The organism is Enterobacter soli ATCC BAA-2102 (assembly GCF_001654845.1).
Taxonomy (GTDB): domain Bacteria; phylum Pseudomonadota; class Gammaproteobacteria; order Enterobacterales; family Enterobacteriaceae; genus Enterobacter; species Enterobacter soli.
Map to the genome: position 1 here is coordinate 1 of NZ_LXES01000061.1, position 2,595 is coordinate 2,595.

Sequence of the window (2,595 nt, forward strand, 5' to 3'; positions counted from 1 at the left end):
CCCTTTTCCTGCCGCCCCGCCGTTGCTCCCGTTGCCCTTTGCCGCGAGAGAACTCACCAGGGAGATGGAACCCATCACCACAGGAGAAAACCAGGATGCACACACGAAACGTCAACGTCAGAACCGCCGCTCAGGAATCTTCCAGGAAGATGGGGGAAGGGCAGGGCACGGTTGCGGTCGCCCGTGAATACGTGGCTCAGGCCACTGCGCTGAAAGAGGGCGTGACTGTCACGCTCTCAGAGGTGAACCGCTATGGCGATATTCAGGCGGAGATCCGCACTCACGGGCTGCTCAACTGGCACGCGTGGTCGTTTGAAGCGGATTTTCTGAGTGATCTGAAACGCAACCTGCAAGACGTGCAGCTGTAACCGGAGGCCGGACACCCACACTGACACCACTGACCACGCAGCTTAACACCGGAGGCCGCCGCCTTCGGGCGGCGGGAACACATATGACCATGAATTACGATCTGACCCGAATCAACACCCTGACCGCCTCCGATCTGGAGTTTATCCGCCAGCAGGGCGAGGAAGCACGCCGCGCCCTCAGCGATGCCGTGACCGGACTGCTGACTGTCCCGCAGGGCTGGCGCGTCTGCGCCGAGTACCGCGGTGAATTTGGTGGCTTTTTCCCTGTACAGTGCCGTTTCAGCGCGGATAACAGGGATGACTGGCATCTGTGCGTGTGCAGCCCTGGTGAGGTGTCGCCGTACTGGCTCCTGGTTCTGCTTTCTTCGGGGGGCGAAGTGGTGCGCACCCTGTACCAGAATGAGACACTCCAGCCTGAGCGCGTCAGCCAGCTGATCGCACAGATGGCAGGGATGCGCCGGTTTAACTGCACGGCGAGTACCGTGGCAAACCTTATGAGTGGGGAGGTGACAGCATGATCCCGTCATCCCATGCCCTTGTCTCCCTGAAACCCGCCCGTCAGGCCGCGATTCAGGCTATCAGCCAGGTTGAGTCCGCCCGTGAACGCGGCTCCCGGCTGCCCGCCATGCCGTATGTGCGCACCTTCCTGCGCCTTCTCACGGGCAGCGGTCGCCTGAATGCCACGGTCGCACGTCAGATCCCGGGTCTGAACTGGGTGCCAAAGAACCGCCATTCGAACCTGAAACAGGTCGAGGAGGCGCTGGACACGATGATTGCCACGGAGGGAGAGGCCTGCCCGCTGCCGCTCACGCTGGACGTACAGGCCGAACTGTTCCCCGAAGTCATGCACACCCGCACGGGCAGACGACTGCACAGGGCGGGTATCCAGACCACCCGACAGATACGCCGCGAATCCCGTGAAGTCGACCAGCGCTGGAAGTTACGCCAGAACCTGCTCGCGCAGGCTGAAACCGACCTCAACTTTCAGTCGCCGGAAACCGTCTGCACCTGGTACACCCGGTGGAGCGACGAGTTCGACGCGGGGGAGCTGGCGGGTGCATTCTGGCGCTGGCAGACGCGGTTCGCGTCGCTGAAGGAACTGACCTGGCTGCGCATAAGTGACGAGCCGCTGTATGCAGTGATGTATGACATCCCGTTTATCGTCCGGGAGACACCGGAACCTGTCCGGGCTGCCGAGCGCTGGCAGGTGCCAAACAAACTGCGCCACAAAGAGGTTAACGTCTGAACGAAAACGGATGTGAATTTATACAGTTTTCAGACTGTTATTCCTGGGCAGATGATCGACAACCGGATATAATGGCGGTGGCGCTTGAGGCTTTTTGCCTCATGACGTGAAGGTGGTTTGTTACCGAGTTGTGTGGCAGAAAGCAGAAAGCCCCGAAGTTAATTCTCATTAACCACGAGGCTTAATCTGTATGCCTGAACAACATCAGATTAGCCGCTTACCTGCCGAAAGGCAAGGAGAAGTCAGCTATGAAACTGCCGCGAAGTACCCTGCTCTGGTGTGTGTTAATAGTGTGTCTCACACTGCTGATATTCACTTACCTGACCCGAAAATCGCTCTGCGAAATCCGGTACAGGGACACGAACAGGGAGGTGGCGGCTTTTATGGCCTACGAATCCGGTAAGTAAGCTACCTGGAGGCGGGGGAAACCCCGCCTTTTCAGGAGCTGAGTTGCCACGACATGCCTGAAGCGCCTTTATGAAGGGGTTGCCGGTTCGCCGTCAGCCCCTTATTCCCGCCTCATGTACACTCCGCCGATAGAGTGAGTTCCTGTTCGGGGACATAACAGACACACACAACGAAAGTATAAAAAACCGTTTATGGGGCCGCTTACGCTTATCCCCTGGAACAGTTTAATAACACTGACCAGATTTGGCTTCAGTTTCACGTATTAGGCACTTATGCTAGTAAGGTATTGAAATTAAGATGTTTAAATTCAGAAATTCAATGCCTGTTTTTATTCATTCCTTTCGTAGTAGTCACTCCCTGTGCGCAAGTTAGCTTAGACCAGCCAGCCTGCTCTCGTCTGTTCCTGATTTTCTCCCTTCCTGATCTCTGACTGGTAATCCCTTTTCACGCTTTCAGTATCACTCAGGGTTGATGCTGGCAGGAATGCGCGGCAAGCCGGTGTTTTGCTGGTCAATATTCTCAGCTGCTGCTCTGTGTCCGTGATGGCCAGAACCAAAAAAACGGGCAGAACGA

4 protein-coding genes and 2 pseudogenes are annotated in these 2,595 nt (G+C 56.8%); 5 read left to right on the forward strand and 1 reads right to left on the reverse strand.

Annotation, left to right across the window (positions count from 1 at the left end):
• Positions 1 to 95 precede the first annotated feature (95 nt).
• The 5 genes and pseudogenes from M987_RS23460 to M987_RS23480 all read left to right on the forward strand — a co-directional run bounded on the left by M987_RS23460 (position 96) and on the right by M987_RS23480 (position 2,021).
• Positions 96 to 368, forward strand: a complete 273-nt coding sequence (locus M987_RS23460) for a hypothetical protein (protein ID WP_014063853.1) — start codon at positions 96 to 98, stop codon at positions 366 to 368.
• An 83-nt stretch (positions 369 to 451) separates the two neighbouring features.
• Positions 452 to 886, forward strand: coding sequence for a conjugation system SOS inhibitor PsiB (gene psiB / locus M987_RS23465; protein WP_014063854.1), 435 nt, complete (start codon positions 452 to 454; stop codon positions 884 to 886).
• Positions 883 to 1,614 carry a plasmid SOS inhibition protein A gene (locus M987_RS23470; RefSeq protein ID WP_014063855.1) on the forward strand — a complete coding sequence of 244 codons (732 nt, stop codon included), beginning with the start codon at positions 883 to 885 and terminating at the stop codon, positions 1,612 to 1,614. Before psiB ends, M987_RS23470 begins: the two co-directional genes overlap by 4 nt.
• 190 nt (positions 1,615 to 1,804) lie before the next feature.
• Positions 1,805 to 1,954, forward strand: a pseudogene (locus M987_RS25150) (DUF5431 family protein); the annotation flags it as partial.
• Positions 1,896 to 2,021 carry a type I toxin-antitoxin system Hok family toxin gene (locus M987_RS23480; RefSeq protein ID WP_223540704.1) on the forward strand — a complete coding sequence of 42 codons (126 nt, stop codon included), beginning with the start codon at positions 1,896 to 1,898 and terminating at the stop codon, positions 2,019 to 2,021. The pseudogene M987_RS25150 and the gene M987_RS23480, both read left to right, overlap by 59 nt.
• 374 nt (positions 2,022 to 2,395) lie before the next feature.
• Here M987_RS23480 and M987_RS24955 read toward each other — a convergent pair.
• Positions 2,396 to 2,595 (reverse strand): annotated as a pseudogene (locus M987_RS24955) (hypothetical protein); the annotation flags it as partial.